The 16,143-nt window shown below is 71.4% G+C and carries 16 protein-coding genes; 3 read left to right on the top strand and 13 right to left on the bottom strand.

The features are described from left to right. Nucleotides 1-51 precede the first annotated feature (51 nt). Nucleotides 52-2,109: a molybdopterin-containing oxidoreductase family protein gene (locus ACQEVB_RS29865; protein WP_432978406.1), complete on the top strand. Its 2,058-nt coding sequence runs from the start codon at nucleotides 52-54 to the stop codon at nucleotides 2,107-2,109. 21 nt (nucleotides 2,110-2,130) lie between these two features. On the opposite strand, the gene ACQEVB_RS29870 is transcribed toward ACQEVB_RS29865, so the two are convergent. The 10 genes from ACQEVB_RS29870 to ACQEVB_RS29915 all read right to left on the bottom strand — a co-directional run bounded on the left by ACQEVB_RS29870 (nucleotide 2,131) and on the right by ACQEVB_RS29915 (nucleotide 9,439). Then, nucleotides 2,131-3,456 carry an aromatic ring-hydroxylating oxygenase subunit alpha gene (locus tag ACQEVB_RS29870; protein ID WP_432978409.1) on the bottom strand — a complete coding sequence of 442 codons (1,326 nt, stop codon included), beginning with the start codon at nucleotides 3,454-3,456 and terminating at the stop codon, nucleotides 2,131-2,133. A gap of 1 nt (nucleotide 3,457) precedes the next feature. Beyond that, nucleotides 3,458-4,165, bottom strand: coding sequence for a dienelactone hydrolase family protein (locus ACQEVB_RS29875; protein WP_432978412.1), 708 nt, complete (start codon nucleotides 4,163-4,165; stop codon nucleotides 3,458-3,460). 31 nt (nucleotides 4,166-4,196) lie between these two features. Continuing rightward, nucleotides 4,197-4,727 (bottom strand): aromatic-ring-hydroxylating dioxygenase subunit beta, encoded by a 531-nt coding sequence (locus ACQEVB_RS29880; RefSeq protein ID WP_432978415.1) that lies wholly within the window; start codon nucleotides 4,725-4,727, stop codon nucleotides 4,197-4,199. Nucleotides 4,728-4,738: 11 nt separating this feature from the next. Beyond that, nucleotides 4,739-5,938 carry an acyl-CoA dehydrogenase family protein gene (locus tag ACQEVB_RS29885; protein ID WP_432978418.1) on the bottom strand — a complete coding sequence of 400 codons (1,200 nt, stop codon included), beginning with the start codon at nucleotides 5,936-5,938 and terminating at the stop codon, nucleotides 4,739-4,741. 351 nt (nucleotides 5,939-6,289) lie between these two features. Beyond that, nucleotides 6,290-6,481: a hypothetical protein gene (locus tag ACQEVB_RS29890; protein WP_432978421.1), complete on the bottom strand. Its 192-nt coding sequence runs from the start codon at nucleotides 6,479-6,481 to the stop codon at nucleotides 6,290-6,292. A 249-nt stretch (nucleotides 6,482-6,730) separates the two neighbouring features. Then, nucleotides 6,731-6,859, bottom strand: a complete 129-nt coding sequence (locus ACQEVB_RS29895; RefSeq protein WP_432978424.1) for a hypothetical protein — start codon at nucleotides 6,857-6,859, stop codon at nucleotides 6,731-6,733. A 170-nt stretch (nucleotides 6,860-7,029) separates the two neighbouring features. After that, a complete protein-coding gene (locus ACQEVB_RS29900) occupies nucleotides 7,030-7,767 on the bottom strand; it encodes an enoyl-CoA hydratase/isomerase family protein (RefSeq protein WP_432978427.1) in 738 nt (245 codons plus the stop codon). 25 nt (nucleotides 7,768-7,792) lie between these two features. After that, a complete protein-coding gene (locus ACQEVB_RS29905) occupies nucleotides 7,793-8,224 on the bottom strand; it encodes a MaoC/PaaZ C-terminal domain-containing protein (RefSeq protein ID WP_432978429.1) in 432 nt (143 codons plus the stop codon). Beyond that, nucleotides 8,221-8,727: an FAS1-like dehydratase domain-containing protein gene (locus ACQEVB_RS29910; RefSeq protein ID WP_432978431.1), complete on the bottom strand. Its 507-nt coding sequence runs from the start codon at nucleotides 8,725-8,727 to the stop codon at nucleotides 8,221-8,223. Before ACQEVB_RS29910 ends, ACQEVB_RS29905 begins: the two co-directional genes overlap by 4 nt. A 544-nt stretch (nucleotides 8,728-9,271) precedes the next feature. After that, complete coding sequence (locus tag ACQEVB_RS29915; protein WP_432978434.1) at nucleotides 9,272-9,439, bottom strand: hypothetical protein; 168 nt, start codon at nucleotides 9,437-9,439, stop codon at nucleotides 9,272-9,274. A gap of 187 nt (nucleotides 9,440-9,626) precedes the next feature. Here ACQEVB_RS29915 and ACQEVB_RS29920 point away from each other — a divergent pair, with 187 nt between their 5' ends. Together ACQEVB_RS29920 and ACQEVB_RS29925 are read left to right on the top strand one after the other, a co-directional pair. Next, nucleotides 9,627-10,409, top strand: coding sequence for an enoyl-CoA hydratase/isomerase family protein (locus ACQEVB_RS29920; protein WP_432978437.1), 783 nt, complete (start codon nucleotides 9,627-9,629; stop codon nucleotides 10,407-10,409). A 101-nt stretch (nucleotides 10,410-10,510) separates the two neighbouring features. After that, a complete protein-coding gene (locus ACQEVB_RS29925) occupies nucleotides 10,511-12,115 on the top strand; it encodes a class I adenylate-forming enzyme family protein (RefSeq protein ID WP_432978440.1) in 1,605 nt (534 codons plus the stop codon). 686 nt (nucleotides 12,116-12,801) lie between these two features. Here the strand turns inward: ACQEVB_RS29925 and ACQEVB_RS29930 are convergent. The 3 genes from ACQEVB_RS29930 to ACQEVB_RS29940 form a co-directional block, all read right to left on the bottom strand. Continuing rightward, complete coding sequence (locus ACQEVB_RS29930) at nucleotides 12,802-13,641, bottom strand: quinone oxidoreductase family protein (protein WP_432978443.1); 840 nt, start codon at nucleotides 13,639-13,641, stop codon at nucleotides 12,802-12,804. A gap of 499 nt (nucleotides 13,642-14,140) precedes the next feature. Continuing rightward, complete coding sequence (locus tag ACQEVB_RS29935; protein WP_432978446.1) at nucleotides 14,141-14,950, bottom strand: SDR family NAD(P)-dependent oxidoreductase; 810 nt, start codon at nucleotides 14,948-14,950, stop codon at nucleotides 14,141-14,143. Nucleotides 14,951-15,058: 108 nt separating this feature from the next. Then, nucleotides 15,059-16,063 carry an amidohydrolase family protein gene (locus tag ACQEVB_RS29940; RefSeq protein ID WP_432978449.1) on the bottom strand — a complete coding sequence of 335 codons (1,005 nt, stop codon included), beginning with the start codon at nucleotides 16,061-16,063 and terminating at the stop codon, nucleotides 15,059-15,061. Nucleotides 16,064-16,143 lie beyond the last annotated feature (80 nt).

Raw genomic sequence — 16,143 nt, forward strand, 5'->3', positions numbered from 1 at the left:
GATCTGCACCCGACACCAGAAGACGGCAGATCCGACCCAAGGAGCGCCTCGGTGAGCAGCACCAGATCGACCTACTGCCGCATCTGCGTCGCGGGCTGCGGCCTGCTCGTCGACGTCGTCGACGAGCAGGTCGTGAAAGTTCGTGGCGATGCCGCGCACCCGCTCTCGGCCGGCTACACCTGCGCGAAGGGGCGCGCGCTCCCGCTCGCCCACGCCGATCCGCTCAGGCTCGACCACCCGGGCATCGGTCGGCCCCGCACCCGACGCGCGGTCACCTGGGACGAGCTCTACACCGACCTCGGCGGCCGGCTCGAGGCGATCATCGCCCGCCATGGGCCGGACGCCGTGGCGTTCTTCAACGGTTCGGGGGCCGGCATGGACGCCGCCGCAACGCTCCTCGGGCGGGCCCTGGCCAAGGCCGTCGGCACGCGCAGCCTCTACAGCTCGTTGACGATCGACGCGCCGGCCAAGCCGCTCGTCGGCTCGCTCGTCGCGGGCCAGCCCGGGCTGTTCGCCCTGCACCCGGACTACGCCCGGACCTCGCTCACGCTCCTCGTCGGATCGAACCCCGTGGTGTCCCACGGCCACACGAGCGCGACCCCCAACCCCCGGGCCCGCCTGCGGACCCTGCTCGAACACGGTGAGGTGTGGGTGGTCGATCCACGGCGGACCGAGACGGCCGGTCTCGCCACCCGACACCTCGCACCGCGCCCCGGGACGGACCACATCTGGCTAGCGGCGATGGTCCGCGAGCTGCTGCCCACGATCGACCGGCCGGCGCTCGGGCGGACCTGCACCGGCCTCGACCACCTGACCGAGGCCGTGGAACGGTTCACGCTTCCCCACGCGGCCGACGTGACCGGCATCCCCCTCGCGGACCTGCAGGATCTCCGCGCCGCGCTGGTCCGCCACCGGCGGTTCGCAGGAGTCACCGGTACCGGGGTCACCATGTCGCCGGACGGGGCCCTCGCCCAGTGGCTTCTGCTGGTGCTGGGAGTGATCACCGACTCGGTGGACGCGGCCGGCGGCACCCTGGTCAATCCTGGGTTCCTGCGCTCGCTCGACCGCGGGCGGTGGCGGGGCGGCGAGCACCGCCCGGCTCCCGGCCCGCGCAGCCGGCCGGAGCTGCCCCGCCAGTACGGGGAGTACCCGGCCGTGGCGCTGCTCGACGAGATCGAGGCCGGCAACGTCCGCGCGGTCGTCGTGCTCGGGGCCAACCTGGCCTCCTGCCTGCCGGATGCCGAGCGGGCCCGCAGCGCGCTGGGCGGCGTCGACGTGCTCGCGGTCGCCGACGTCGTCGAGAACGGCATGACGGAGCTGGCCACCCACCTGCTCCCCGCGGCCGCACAGCTCGAACGGGCCGACATCACTTTCGTGACCGACCAGTACGCACCCGACATCGCCGCGCAGTACACGCCGGCGGTCGTCGCGCCCGCCGCGGACCGCCGCGACCTGGGGCGCATCCTCACCGAGCTCGGGAGTCGACTCGGCCACGACCTCATGCACGGCCGTCCGTACTCCGCCGAGACCGTCTTCGCCGACGCCATGCGGTCCGCGCGCAGCGACTTCGCGACCCTGGCCGGCGCCCGGGTGCTCGTCGACCCCGAACCCGCCATCGGCTGGGTGCGCCGTGGAGTGGCCGAGCGGGGCGGCTGGAACCTCGCCCCATCGCCGCTGATCGACGCGCTGCGCGCCGCACACGCGCCGCCGCCGGGGACGCTCCGCCTCGTACCGAGTCGGCGGTTGACCCACTTCAACTCCCAGCTGACGTCACTGTCCCCGAACGCGGGCCTCGACGTCGCGTCCATGAACCCCGACGACGCGCGCGAGCATGGCCTCACCGACGGCGCGGAGATCGTGGTCAGCAGCGCCAACGGGGCCGTGCGGGCCCGGCTCCGCGTGGATCCCCGCCTGGCTCGCGGGGTGGTCGCCGTCCCCCACGGGTTCGAGGAGACGAACGTCAACCTGCTGACCTCGGGAACCGCCGACGTCGACGCGCTGACGGGCATGCCCGCCTTCTCCGCGGTCGCCGTACGGGTCGAGCGAGCCACGGCCGACCCCTCCGCAGTCGGTCCGTCCGGGTCTCGAACGCCTCTGGGCCGGCGGTGACCGCGCCGAGCCCATGAGGCATCAGGCGTCGGCGGCCGCGACGACCCCCTCGGCAGGCTCGCGCCGCTGCCCCAGGTAGAAGGCGGACGGCGGGTCGTGCGGCTCGTCGGGGAGCTGCTCGCCGGTGACCAGGGCGTTCCAGCGCCGCCAGAAGACCCGCATCTGCAGCTCGTCGGTGGAGACCGGGGATGCCGTGTTCATGCCGCGGGAGATGTCCGACCACGGCAGCTCCGCGCGAGTGGCGAAGGAGCGCTGACAGGTCTCCAACGCCTCGACGTCGTCGGGGGTCGCCAGCCCGCCAGGACCCCAGAACGTGAGGTAGTCGTCCAGGCGATGACGCGTCAGCTCGGGCCCGTCCTCGGCCGGCACCAGCTCCCAGCCGGTCACCTCCATGTAGTCCGGTGTCACCGGGTCGATCTTGCGGACGACGACGCCCATCACCAGGTCGATGAGGACCAGGTTGGGGAAGATGATCAGGTTGCGGGTGCCGTCCATGCGGTCGACCCAGGCGTCGCCGTAGCGCTCGCGCAGGCGGGCGAAGCGGGCGGCGCGCTCGGCCTTCGCCGCCTCGGACAGCGGACGCCCGAGCAGCCCGTCGCCGACGGGCTCACCGACGGCGACGGCATGACCGTTGCCGAGGTCGAGGCTCGACGACCTGGCCAGAGCGCCGGCCGGGATCTCACCGCGCGCAGCGACGATCATCTCGAAGTACCGCTGGTGCGTGGTGATCGCGTGGTAGCCGTCGACGCTGTTCTCGACGAGCAGCTTCCAGTTGGCCTTCACGCTGTACTCGTGGGTCCCGGGGACGACGCGCATGCCCACCTCGGACTGGTCCATCACGAGGTCGATGTACTCGCGGGCACCAGCGAGGTACTCGACCAGCTCCTCGACCTCGGGATCGAAGCTGACGAACACGAACCCGCGGTAGGAGTCGACGCGAGCCGGTGCGGCGAGGCCGGGCCGGTCGAAGTCCGGCCCGTACGCCTCGTCGCTGGGCATCGACACCATCTTGCCCGCGTTGTTGAACGCCCAACCGTGGTAGAAGCAGGTCATGAACCGGGCATTGCCCTGCTTCTCGCGGCAGAGCATCGCTCCCCGGTGCGGGCACGAGTTCGCCCACACCTGGATCTTCCCCTCGTGGTCCCGGAAGAAGATCATCGGACGACCGGCGACGTTGCGGGTGAGGAAGTCGTTGCGCTTCGTCAGCTCGGTCTCGTGTCCGATGTACAGCCAGGTTCTGTCGAAGATCCGCTCCCGCTCCCGCTCGAGGACCGCGGGGTCGGTCATCGCCGCGCGGTTGACGCGGAACTTGGGCATATCGCGGTCGTCGATGACGTACTCGGACATCTCAGTCTCCATTCCGGCGAGTTCGAGGTGAGCGCGGCCGCGCGCGCTCTCGCGAAGCCCAACTCCGCGCGAAGGGCGTCAGGCAGGGCTCGACCCGCAGGTTGAGCCACTCGATCGTGCGCTGCCAGGAGTCGAAGGCGACGGCGTGGTCCGCAGCAGGACCGTCCGACCGGTGGAACGCCGGTGTCGCTCCGGGATAGAGCACCAGGCGGGAGTAGACGGCCTGCCGGTCGAGCAGTGCTCGCAGCGCCCCGCCGTACTCGCCGGCACCCGCGTACAACCCGAGCCACGGGGCCTTCAACGACCGGGTGTCGACGCCGACGGGGAGGGGCCCCGGCGAGGCGGCCACCCCTACCGCGGCGCCCACCTCGGTGTCGAAGGCGACGGCGAGCGCCGTGCTGGCTCCCTCGCCGTAGCCGACCACGCCGAGTTGGGCATCCGGGACGCCGGCGGCCCGAACCCGGTCGAGCAGGGCGGCGACCGCATCCGTCACCCCGAGCCCGTCGGGTGGCCCGATCTCGGCAGCCAGTGCGCAGTAGCCGTGTTCGGCGAGCCGGTTCAGGACGTCGACCACCGCGTACCCGAGCACGCTCGAGTCGGTGAGGACGACGACCGTCCCTCGCGGCGTGCCGCCCAGGCGGATCTCCGCGACCGAGAGCACGCCGCCCGCATGGGGCACGGTGCTGAGCGCGGGCTCGATCCGGGTCACGGGTGTCGGGACCCGTCGCGCGATCTCGCGATCACAGGATCACGCTCAGCTTCCCGTGCGGCCGCAGGGAGTCGAGGACGAGCTCCGCTCGCCGCAGCACGAACACGTACTCGTGCTCGGCGTCGGGCGCGAGCAGCATCCGGTACCGCCCGACGTAGGTGTCGAGCACCCCAGGCCGGGTCCGGTACAGCGCGAAGTTCGCGGTCACCTCGCGGAGGTCACGCGGCCCACCGACCTGCGAGGCCCGGATGTTGCTGATCATGCGCCTGGTCCGGGAGTGCGGGTACTCCGCGTGGGCGGCGCGGGTGAGCAGCGAGTTCACCCGCTGCTCGAGCAGGAACCGGTCGTCGGACACGAGCATCAGGTCGGTGTCGGGATCACCGGTCGGCAGGTCGGTGCTGGGCACCAGGTAGTGCGCGTCGGCGGAGAATCTGGCGAGCCACTCGTGGAGCTTCCAGTCGTCGAGGAGATCGGCGTCGCGATAGAGGAACTGCTCGATGCGGCGCAGCTCGGCGTCGGTCACCCCGACCGCTCCTGCGGTCTCGGTCTCGGTGCTGGTCATCGGCTTCTCCCTCACCCAGCCGCACGGCCGACGAGGCCGCGCGCCACGATGAGGCGCTGCACCTGGCCGGAGCCCTCGAAGATGTCCATGATCTTGCAGTCGCGGTACCACTTCTCCAGCAGCAGGTCGGTGCTCTGTCCCTCGGGCCCCAGCAGCTGCATGCTGCGCCTGATGACGCGCTCGGTGTTCGGCGGACCGTAGGCCTTGGCGATGGCCGGGAGCAGCCGGTCGTCCGCGGCCTTGTCGGCCACCCACTGCGCCTGCAGGTTGACCTTGCGGCTGCGCTCGAGCACCGCGTTCATGCGGGCGAGCTCGGACTCGATCGCCGACCACCGCTGCACCGTGAACCCGGCGCGGCGTTCGCGGAGCAGTTCGGTCGCGGTGTCGAGTGACGCCTGGGCGATGCCGATGGCCATCGCCGACATCGTGGGCCGGTTCTGGGACAGGGCACCGAGCGCACCGCTCTGGCCGCCCGCCAGGTCCTCGTCGTCGGCAGGCCCGTTCTCGTCCCACCCGAGCCGGTTCTCCAGCGGGATCCGGCAGTCCTCGAAACCGAGCGCCGAGGTCACCCAGCTGCGGATCCCGAGCTTCTCCTCGTTCCGCTTGACGATGACGAGCCCCGGGGTGTCCTGGGGGACCACGAACGCGGAGATCCCCCGGGGACCCAGAGACTTGTCGACGGTGGCGAACACGGTGATGAAGTCGGCCGTCGCTCCACCGGTGCAGTAGATCTTCGACCCGTTCAGCACCCACGAGTCCCCGTCCTGGACCGCGGTTGTGGCGACCAGCGAGGTGTCCGAGCCGAACCCGGGCTCGGTGAGCGCGAACGCCAGGGTGAGACCGCCACCCGCCACAGCGGGTTCGTACCAGCGGCGCCGCTGCTCACTCGTGCCCATGCTCGCGACCGGGAGGTGACCGAGCCCGCCACCCATCGTGGGCTGGACCCAGATGTCGCCGTACGCGAGAGCCTCTGCCCACACCAGCTTCGTGACCCAGGTGCCCTCCTCGAACTTCGGGAACGGCTCGGCATCGGGGACGTCGAGCCGCCCGAGCGGAACGGGCGCGGTGTCGAGGATGGCCCGGAGGTTCTCCGGCGGCCGCTTCGCGGTGTCGGCCTGACGCGCGTGCGGCCGGACCTCGGCAACCGCCCAGTCCCGTACGGCCCGCCCGTACTCGGCGAGATCCGGGCTCAGCTCGAAGGTGAAGGACATTCTCGCTCCTCAGCGATCCTGATCCGCCTGCCCCGGCGCGGGCCGGCATGGGCGGGCTCCTGGCGCGACCGAGTGGTGGCGCAGATGTGGCGAAGCGTGGGTGCGATGCCGGCGGCACGTCGGTTCGTGAGGAACACCGATCTCCTCCTCGTCGATCGAGCGGCGGCTGATGCGACAGGACCTGCATCGAACCTCGTCCCGAGCAGACTGCGACGCCGGCGATTGACCAACAACCCGATGTTCCGGCGGCTGGACCTCTCGATCGCCATAGGCGCCGATCGGTCGCTCGGGCACCGCCGCGGACCGGGACGGGCCGAGCGGGAGGAGATCGGACCCGGGCTGCGGCAGGTGTCAGGCGTCGAGCTCGGCGCCGCCGCGTCCGAGCCGGGACAGCTCGTGGAAGTCCGCCGGTGTCGTCCGGATGTGGCGGAACTGCTCCTGCGAGTTCCCCAGCACGAAGGAGCCGTCGCGCTCGCAGATGTCGTCGATGTGCGCAGCGACGTCCTCGGCCGTCAGCGTCGCCGAGCCCCACCTGCGCGTCATGCAGTACCGGGTGCGGGCGACCCGGCCGCCCGCCGCGTAGGGCACCTGGCCGTCGAGGCGGCACGACCCGTGCGAGGTGGACCAGCGCGGGGACCACGCGGGACGCGGACACGCGGTTCCGTCGAGCGGCGGGTCGACGAGACGGAGGTCCGGGCGACATGCGCGTCGCCACCAGGGGCGAGATGGCGTCGACGGCGAGCCGCACAGCGCCTCGAGTCGGAATCGGCCTGCGATCGGACCGTCGAACGCCTACGCGGACCGGGTCGGGTTGTAGTACTCCCGGTGCAGGGCGGGTCGGCCGTCGTGGAGGTCGGAGCGCGGTACGTTGCGGTTGCGGTACTGGCCGCTCTCCATCGTCAGGTGGGCGGTCAACTCCACGACGGCGCCGCGGGTGCCGCCTTCGCGTCGTCGCCCTGGCCGATCAGGACGATCACTGCAACGCCGTCATCGGAGTCGGCGGCCCGCAACACTGCCGCCAGTGCGCGGGCCGTCTCCGTCGAGATCGCGCTGAGCGCGTGTGGGCGTTGAACGTCAGGATCTTGACGCGTTCACTTCCGGCCGAGCAGACCCTTGACCCGGGACTCGTCGAGGAACGCGGTCGGTGCGTCGGCGAAGGGTCGCAAGTAGTCCTCGTGCAGCCACAACGCCGTGGCCGGAGGTAGTCCCGCCACCGCGTCCCACTCCCGGCGCATCGTGCTCACGGCGGCCGGGTCCTGGGCCGCGACCGCCCCGGCGAGCTCGAGGGCTCGAGCAACGACCTGCTCGTGCGGGACGACCTCGTTCACCAGCCCGATGCGCAGCGCCGTACCGGAATCGACCGGCAGACCGGTCAACGTCATCTGGCGGGTCCATGCCGATCCCACACGGCGCTGCAGCCCCGACATGAGCTCGCGGTTGCCGTACCCGATGACCTGCAGCTCGGTGTCCCGGAAGGTCGCGCGTTCCGAGGCGACGGCGAAGTCGGCGTTGACGACCATGGCCAAGCCTCCGACGACGGCCGGGCCGTTGACGGCCGCGATGATCGGAACGCGCGAACGGTGCATCTCGGCCCAGCCCACCTCGTACCCGCTGCTGGGCAGATCGGCCGGATCCGCCCGGAGGTCGAGGCCCGAGCAGAAGCTCGGATCGGACCCGGTGATCACGATGCAGCCGTGCTCCTGGCCGGCGGCGAGAGCCGCGCCGAACTCGCCGTTCATCCGGGCGTTGAAGGCGTTGCGCTTCTCCGGCCGGTTGAGGACCACCAGCAGCACGTCCCCGTGGACCTCGGTGCGGACGAACGACGTCACGGAACCGCCTCCTGCGATCTCGACGTCATGGCGCGTGCTGGTCGTCGACCACGGCACGGGCGGTGGCGGTGAAGACCTCCACCCCGTGCTGGTTCACCGTCCGCAGGTCGAGCTCCAACGCGACAGCTCCGGTCGGGGTGCTCGACGCAGCTGTCACGCTGAGCGATGCGCTCAAGCTGTCCCCGGGCCACACCTGGGCCTTGAACCGACCGCCGAACCGCGTGACGTTCTCGATCCCGACGACGTCACCGAGGAGCGTCCCGGTCATGGCCATCGTCAGCATCCCGTGGGCGAAAACCCCGGGAAGGCCGGCGGCCTCGCGGGCGTGCCGCTCGTCGCTGTGCAGGGGGTTGAAGTCGCCTGACGCGCCGGCGTACTGGACGAGCCGGGTCCGCGTGAGGTCCTCGACGAGCGACCTGGTGTAACGGTCCCCGACCGTGAAGGTGCGGGCTCTCACGCTTCCCCCTGCCGCTTCTCGGTGCGCACCAGGACGGCACGGGCCGTCACCACTGGCTGCCCTGCCGCGTCGCGGAACCGGGTGATCCGCTCGGTGAACTCCAGCACCCCGCCGGCCCGGCCCGTCCTGGTCCACTGCTCCCCGTCGACGACCTCCCACGTCAGCACGTCGCCCACGACGAGCGGCCGGTGATACTCGAAGTGCTGCTCGCCGTGCAGGGTGTTGGCCAGCGCCGGGTGCGGTGTTCCGGGGCCGCCGGCGGAACCGAACCACGGCTCGTCCGCCTTCGGGCGCAGCTGGTAGTCCGGGTCGACGTGGGCGCTCGCCTGGACGAACGTCAACGGGGCGGCGAGATCGGGGAGACCGGCAGCCCGGGCCACCTCCCGGTCGAGCACGACCGGGTTCTGCTCACCGATCGCATGCGCGAATGCGAGGACGAGACTCCGGTCGACAGGGAACTCCCGGTCCGTGATCCGGTGCTCGCCCGGATGATCGTCAGTCACGGTCGCTTCCTCTCCTCGACGGACGGATCACGTGCCGGTGGAGGGGCCGAGCGGACCCCGCGCCCGCTCCCATGACGACGGGCACCGGCACTGCCACCACCGGATCCTTCGTGCATCTCCGGCATCGGTGCGCCCGGATCCGTCGCGCGTCCCGCTCAGACCCGGATGATCGCGGCGGGACGGGACGCTAGGCCGCACCGCCGGCGGGGCCCACCTCGAGTTCCGGTTCTCGGAACGCCGTGCCCGTGGAACCGGACCCAGCCGGCGCCCGACCAGTGGACGAGACCCGCCCTCGGACCGCTCCGACTCGGCCGGCCAACCGGAGGCTGTTGACGGCCGTTGCTCGGGAGCGCTGCGCACCTTCTTGTGAATTAGAGCATACGAACATTACAGTAGCCATAGTTAGCCAGTGGGGTCGCGTCTTGGCGACCTCCACCCGACGGGTCCGGGCGTCGGTGGCGACGTCGATTCCCATGACGGAGGGCGCGTGCGTCGAGCACAGTGGACAGTCGCCGCGATCGCTGCGGTCACGATGCTGGCAGCCTTACGGGCTCATCGCCACGACGATGGTCGAGCAGGGGCTGGACGTGCCCTTGATCAGGTTCGCGCCGGTCATCACCCCAGACGCCATCACGATCGCCGGCAGCGCGTAGGACTCCCTGCCCGGGGTGTACACGCTGAGCTGCCTCGACGCGACGAAGCTGCAGTACATGGGGCTGCTCGACGCCTACAACGCGAAGCACACACCGGTCACGATCCTGCCCGAGATGGTGCCGCAGGCGGTCGACGCGCTGAACTACCGTCCTCGTCGCCGCGAATCGATGCGATAGGACCGCACAGTAATCATGAAATAGGGGTCGCGAGGGCGCGATCCCGTCGAGTCAGGACGGTGTAGATCGATGAACGGCTCCGCCGCACAGTCCGGTACCGAACGAGTCCTGATCATCGACGAGCCGTCGCCGGGAGTCCGCCGGTTGACCATGAACCGTCCGCACAAGCGGAACGCGCTCTCCCGCGAGCTGGTCGAGTCGCTCGTCGCCGAGTTGAACCGGGCCGACGACGATCCCGAGGTCCGCGTGCTCGTGCTGCAGGGCGCAGGCACCTCCTTCTCCGCCGGGGCGGACTTCGACGAGCACTTCCAGGAGGACGGCTACGACGTGGGGCGCAGCGACCTGTGGGAACGGCTGGAGACGGTGCGGGTCCCGGTCGTCGCCGCTGTGCAGGGCTGGGCCGCGACGGGTGGGTTCCTGCTGGCCTACTGCTGCGACATCGTCGTGGCTGCCGAGGACGCGCGGTTCCGGGACACGCACGCGCTGCTGGGCCTGGTGCCCACCGGTGGGGAGAGCCAGCGCATGCCGCGGCGTCTGGGCCCGTTCGTCGCCCGCGACCTCATGCTGACCAGTCGGCCCATGGCGGCTGAGGAGGCCCACCGCATCGGGTTCGTCTCCCGCGTGGTGTCGCGCGAGGACCTGGAGAAGGCCGCGCTCGAGGTGGCGCAGCAGATCAGCGAGAACTCCGCCCGCTCGGTGACCACGATCAAGCGCCTGATCAACCTCGGCAGCCAGGCCGATCTCGGGGTCGGTCGACGCCTGGAGCTCGAGTACAACCGCTTCGGCAGCGCGAACAACGACGACGACGCCGACCGGCGGGCCCGACTGAACCGCATCCGGCGTCGGGACTGAGGGAGTCGCCGGGGATGGACGTCCCCCAGTTCCCGAGTCCTACCGCGCGCCCGCCGAGGGACGGGCCGCCCCATGACTCGAACCGATCGAAGGAGATCAGCATGCGTGCCGACGCCATCGTCGACGAGGGTTTCCTCGCCGAGCTCACCACTGCCGGCCTGTACGAGCCCCAGACCCTCTGGGACCTCGCGACGGCCGCCCCGGCGGAGCGCACCGCCGTCGTGTGCCCGGCGAACGGGGAGATCACCTACGGCACCCTCGTCGAGGAGGCGACCGCGCTCGCCGCGCAGTGGCAACACGACGGCCTGCGCCCCGACGACGTCGTGGTCCTGCAGTTGCCCAACTGCTACGAGTTCGTCCTGAGCCATCTGGCACTGACCAGGCTCGGCGCCATCACGCTGGCCGTGCCCACCAACTACCGCGGCACCGAGCTGGCGGTGATCGCCGGCGCCAGCCGTGCGCGCGCGGTGGTGTGCAGCCCGAGTCACCGCGCCTGCCCCGAGATCGACGTCTACGAGCGGCTGCGCGATGACGTCCCGTCGCTGACGTTCCTGTGGCCGATCGAGAACGGCGCGCTTCGGGCTGCCGTCGACCACCGCTCCGGGGCGCCGCTCGGAGCGCCGCCGGACCCGGAGGACGTCACCCTCGTCATGGCGACCTCGGGAACGACCGGGGTGCCGAAACTCGTGCTGCACACCCACCGCGGCACCGTCGGGGGCACGCTTCAGGCCGTCGCCGCCGAGATGGGGATCGACTCGTCCGACGTGCTGTTCGCACCGTCACCTCTGGCGCACGCCTCCGGCCTGCAGTACGGGGTGCGGCTCGCACTCGCACTCGGCACCACCTTGCTGCTGCTGGACAGGTGGGACCCGACGGAGGCGGCCCGCCTGATCGAGCGACACCGGGCGACCTGGGCACTCGGGGCCACCCCCTTCCTCTACGACCTCAGCAAGCTGCCGGAGCCGGACAGGCAGCGTCTGCGATCGTTGCGGGTGTTCGCCTGCGGTGGCGCACCCATCCCTCCGAGCATCGCGCAGGCCGCGCGCGAGGCGCTCCCGAACGTCTCGATCTGCCCCGTGTGGGGGATGAGCGAGACCGGCATGGTCACGATCGTGCGGCCCGACGATCCGGCCGAGAAGATCGTCAGCTCGGACGGCCGCGTCGTCCCAGGCTGGCAGCTGCGCATCCGCACGATCGACGGCCACGACGCCGCCCCCCACGAGATCGGCGAGATCGAGGTCCGCGGTGCCGCGCTCTTCCACGGCTACTACGAGCGCCCCGATCTCACCGAGGCCGCGGTCCCCGACGGCTGGATGCTCACGGGCGATCTCGGCTACCTCGACGAGGACGGCTTCCTGCGGTGCCAGGGCAGGATCAAGGACCTGATCATCCGCGGTGGCGTCAACATCTCGGCAGGCGAGGTCGAGGACGAGGTGCGCAGCCACCCGCAGATCGAGGACGTGGCTGTCGTGGGGGTCCCGGACCCACGGCTCGGCGAACGAGTCGGCGCGATCGTCATCCCCGCGGCCGACGCCGAGCAGGTGCCCGGGATCGACGAGCTCGACACGTACCTCACTGACCGGGGTCTTGCACGCAACAAGCACCCCGAGCACATCCTGATCGTCGACGAGTTCCCCAGGACCCCGGCCGGAAAGGTCCAGAAGCACCTGCTCCGCGCCCGCTTCGATCCGGCCGCGGCGGTCTGAGGCCCGAGGTCCCGCGGCGCCGGGTCCGTTCCCGGCGCCGCGCGGGTCCGCCGAGCCCGGCGCACCGGCCTGAGGCGGGGCTCGGGCCGGCCGCCTCCCTCCCGATGATCTCGTGCGAGCTGTGGCGCTGCGATGCGGCCACCGCTTCCCGTCGTGATCGAGGCCGGCACGCCCCCCGTCCTTGCGGCTACCCCGGACAGGACCGCCGACAGGACCTGGACGACGGGGAAGGTCACGGCCCGCTGACGGGACCACGACCACCTCGTTTCCCCTGTCACCACGACGGGTCCGTCCGGGCTGTGCTCCACCGCGGGATCCACCGCGGGATCCACCGCAGCCATCGATCGGCGCTTCGAGGCCTCGGTCACCGCGGTGGTGACGACGTCCAGGACGCGCAGCGCCACCACCGTCGGTGGCGGCAGGAAGGTCCCCCCGCGCTCCCCTGCCGCGAGCACCTCGGCCACACCGACCCAACCCGCCGCGCTTGATCAGGAGCGACTCCTGCGCCCAGGACGGTTGCAGTGGACCCCTCGACGAGCTCCCGAGTGTGGGTCAGTGCCGGCAGCTCGAGCAGCTCGGCCACCATCGCCGACACCGCACCGCAGATCCCGGCTCCGTGCGGTCACCCACGCTCGGATCCGGCAGGTCGTGGAGCATGAGTTGCTCCCGCGCCTCGCCCTCCCCGTTCACGGACGCAGAATCAGCTTCGTCCCGGGGCTTTCGGCCTGCGACTTCCAGCCCTTGGCCACGTCGTCGAGCCCCAGTTCGTGGAACGACGGCCGGATGCGACCCGCGACCACGTAGTCGACAAGCTGACTGAACGCCGCGCGCCGAATCTCGGCCGGGACGTCGTTCCCGCTGTACGTGAGGAGGTCGCGTCCCTTGAGAGCCAGGCCGGACAGGTCGACCCGGCGGCCGGCACGCATGCCGACGTTCACGAGCCGTCCGCCGGATCGGGTCGCCGAGAGCGCAGCGACCATCGGCTCGCCGAACAGCGTGTCCAGGACGACGTCGAACCCTTCCCCCGCGACGCGACGCAGCTCAGCGGGGTAGTCGTCCTCCAGCGCGACCACCTCGTCGGCACCGAGATCCCGCAGCTCGGCGAGAACGTCATGGTTCCGCCCCGCAGCGACGACCGTGGACGCACCCAGCAGCTTGGCTACCTGCACACCGATCCGCCCGACCGCGCCGGTCGCGCCCAGCACCAAGACGGTCTCGCCGGGCTGCAGGCGCGCCTTCCAGGTCAACGGGAGGAACGCCGACACCCCGGCCGCCCCCACCGCCAACGCGGCGCCGTCGGAGAGCTCGTCCGGAATCGGCTGAACGGCGTCGCGGGCGGCGACCGCTCGTTCGGCGAACGATCCGTGCGGCGTGATCGCCCAGCCGAAGTAGACACGGACCCCGTCCAGGGTCCGACCGACCCCCTCGACACCGGGTACGTACGGTACGGGCGCGGGGGCGGCCACGCCCGCCGCGACGACAAGGTCATGCGGGTTGATGCCGGCTGCGGCGACGTCGACGAGCACACCACCGTCGACAGGACCTGGACGATCGACGTCCTCCACGACGGGGACGCCACCGGACTCTCGCAGCACTGCGGCCTTCATGGTCGCGACGCTAATGGGGGCCGCTCGCGGTGCGACATCGCGTGTCCCGGACGCCGGAACGACCGATCGCACCCCTCCCTGCTGCACCGATCAGAACGACATGCGAGCAGGTCGCAGAGCGTCGAGGCCCGCAGCGGGCCGGGCTGTCGTTCCCGGGACCGATGCGGGCCTCGTCATTCTTCGCTCTCGGTTCGGCTGCGCACCCCCCGTTGGCCCCAGGTTCTGGCCGGTCGCCCGCGACGACGAGGAACTGCTCAGCAAGGCCATCGCGGCAGCCCCCGCGGGCACCCCTGGCATCACGCCGCGATCCATCCCCAAGGCGCCGTCGTCGATTGCCCCTGCGAGGGTCGAGGGGGCGCGCCACGGCGCGATGGGCCTGCATCACCGACCGGAACACCGACCGGCGGGGCCGATCTCGTCACTGCAGGCCCGGACGCCACGGCCAGTACTTCGCCGTCGCCCCGCCATCGACCGTGATGTTGGAGCCCGTGATCATCGCGGCGTCGTCGGAGGCCAGGAACACCAGGGCGGGAACGTAGTCCCGGGTGGTGGGCAGCCGCTTCCAGGGGAACTGGCCGGTGAAGTCCATCGACGGCCCGCTCGTCCCCGCGGCCGCCGCCTTGCGGGCGTGTTCCTCGGGATCGTCGGGCGCGGTCGCCGTCGGGGTGAGCCCGTTGACCCGGATCCCGTGCTCGGCGAGGTCCATCGCGGCCGACCGGGTGAAGTTGATCATCCCGCTCTTGGCCGTGGAGTAGCCGATGTTGCCCGGCTGCCCCTGCCACGCGGCGGTGGACAGGATGTTGACGATGCTGCCCTGCGTACCGGTCGTGATCATCGACTCCGCGGCCGCGCGGGTGAAGAGGAAACCCCCGGCGAGGATGACGTCCAGTTGGCGTCGGTACTCGTCGACGGGCATGGTGAGCAGCCCCTTCTGGTTGAACCAGACGGCGTTGTTGACCAGCACGTCGACGTGCCCGCCGAGCTCCATGGCCCGGGCGATCGCCTCCCGCGCGTGCTCCGGATCGGTGACGTCGCCGGCGACGGCGACGGCTTGCCCGCCCGAGCCCGTGATGCTGTCGGCGCACTTCTGCGCGACCTGGGGATCGATGTCGGTGCAGACGACCTTCGCCCCGGCGGCCGCGAGGCCGAGGGCGAACGCACCCCCGATGTTCGGGCTGGTGCCGGTCACCACCGCCGTCTTCCCCGCGAGTCTCTGCCGTTCGTCCATTGCGGACCTGACCCTTCCGTACGGTCGCCGTGCGGACCGGAGTCCGGTCCGCCGCGAGAGGAGGTCACTGGGTCGGGGCGGCCGCCTGCCGCGACACGGCCCCGCTGTTCACTGTCGTTCGGGCTCGAAACCGAGGAAACGCAACGCATTGCCGCCGAGCACGTCGGCGAGCGCCTCCGGGGGCAGGACCCCCCGGAGCACCGCCTCGCGGACCTCGGTCTCGGCCGTCTGCAGCCGACCCGGGACCATGGGGTCGTCGGTTCCGAGCATCAGGTGGGAGACACCGACCCGGGCCGTCACCAGGCGGAGGTGCTCCGGGTCGAACACGAGCGTGTCGGTCCAGAGCCGTCCCACCAGCTCCTCGGCCACCGCGAGGTCGATGCCCGACTGTCTCGTCGCCACGAAGAGCGACCTGTGGAAGGTCCACGGCAGGGCGCCGCACCCGTGGCACAACGCGATGCGCAGGCGGGGGAAGCGGCCGAGCACCCCGCCGAACAGCAGCGCCGAACCTGCCAACGCGGTGTCGGTCAGCATCCCGATGCCGAACTCGTAGGGCTGCCCGGCCCGGCGGACGGCCTGCGTGTCGGTGGGGTGGACGAGGACGGGCAGCCGGAGCTCGTCGAGCGCGGCCCAGAACGGATCCAGCGCCGGGTCGTCCAGCTCGCGCCCGCCGGGCAGCGTGGACATCTCGACGCCGACCAGCCCGCGGTCGCGGATGCGACGGGCCTCGGCGACCGCGGCGGCCACCGACGATCCGTCCGGGCCGAGCGGCACGGCGCCCAGCCCGGCCAGTCGCCCCGACGACGCGCGCACGGCATCGGCGAGCCCTTCGTTGAGGGACTCCACCCACCCCATCGCCGCCTCGATGGGCGCCCACGGGACGAGCGCGATCGGCACGGGCGAGATGACCTGCACGTCCACACCGACCGCGTCGAGGGCGGCGACGCGCGCCCCGACGTCCCACAACGAGCTCCCCGCCCGGCGGGTCACCACACCGTCGACGACGATCTTCGCCTCGTCACCGTCGATCTCCAGCACCGGCCATCGCGCGTCGCCCGCGGACACCCGAAGATCAGGGAGGTCCCGGGGGAAGAAGTGCGCGTGAACGTCCACCGTGGGTCCGACAGGTCTCGCCATCCCTCGACGCTCCTCCGCCTCGGCCCCGTGGATCAACAACACTTCCCGACGGCCGG

This window comes from Pseudonocardia sp. CA-107938 (assembly GCF_050936315.1).
Classification (GTDB): domain Bacteria; phylum Actinomycetota; class Actinomycetes; order Mycobacteriales; family Pseudonocardiaceae; genus Pseudonocardia.

Excerpts from the sequence above, each read along its gene's own strand:
- ACQEVB_RS29870 (WP_432978409.1), bottom strand. The coding sequence starts at position 3,456 with ATGTCCGAGTACGTCATCGACGACCGCGATATGCCCAAGTTCCGCGTC.
- ACQEVB_RS29880 (WP_432978415.1), bottom strand. The coding sequence starts at position 4,727 with ATGACCAGCACCGAGACCGAGACCGCAGGAGCGGTCGGGGTGACCGAC.
- ACQEVB_RS29885 (WP_432978418.1), bottom strand. The coding sequence starts at position 5,938 with ATGTCCTTCACCTTCGAGCTGAGCCCGGATCTCGCCGAGTACGGGCGG.
- ACQEVB_RS29890 (WP_432978421.1), bottom strand. The coding sequence starts at position 6,481 with ATGACGCGCAGGTGGGGCTCGGCGACGCTGACGGCCGAGGACGTCGCT.
- ACQEVB_RS29915 (WP_432978434.1), bottom strand. The coding sequence starts at position 9,439 with ATGTACTGCAGCTTCGTCGCGTCGAGGCAGCTCAGCGTGTACACCCCG.
- ACQEVB_RS29920 (WP_432978437.1), top strand. The coding sequence starts at position 9,627 with ATGAACGGCTCCGCCGCACAGTCCGGTACCGAACGAGTCCTGATCATC.
- ACQEVB_RS29925 (WP_432978440.1), top strand. The coding sequence starts at position 10,511 with ATGCGTGCCGACGCCATCGTCGACGAGGGTTTCCTCGCCGAGCTCACC.
- ACQEVB_RS29935 (WP_432978446.1), bottom strand. The coding sequence starts at position 14,950 with ATGGACGAACGGCAGAGACTCGCGGGGAAGACGGCGGTGGTGACCGGC.